Here is a 253-nt window from a genome sequence, read left to right as displayed (position 1 = left end):
AACGAGCAGGACGGCTGCGAAGTCGTGACACTTTGTGTCCCCTTCGTCTAGCGGTTAGGACTCCGCCCTTTCACGGCGGCAACAGGGGTTCGAATCCCCTAGGGGACGCCACCTGCTGGCTGTGGGTGAAAGCCACAACCGACCGTATCTCAAAACTGGCTTGCGAGCCACGTTTGAGATATTTGCTCTTTAACAATCCGGAACAAGCTGAAAATTGAAACGACACACGAAAGTGTGTTCGAGTCTCTCAAAT

General features: G+C 53.0%; 1 tRNA gene. It reads left to right on the top strand.

The annotated features are described in order from the left end of the window. The first annotated feature begins 36 nt into the window (after nucleotides 1–36). Nucleotides 37–111: transfer RNA gene (locus DW56_RS09000), tRNA-Glu, on the top strand. Nucleotides 112–253: the final 142 nt, after the last annotated feature.

Source organism: Franconibacter helveticus LMG 23732 (genome assembly GCF_000463115.2).
Lineage (GTDB): Bacteria > Pseudomonadota > Gammaproteobacteria > Enterobacterales > Enterobacteriaceae > Franconibacter > Franconibacter helveticus.
Note: the sequence above shows the minus strand (reverse complement) of the source record. Positions and strands in the feature narration are given on the sequence as shown.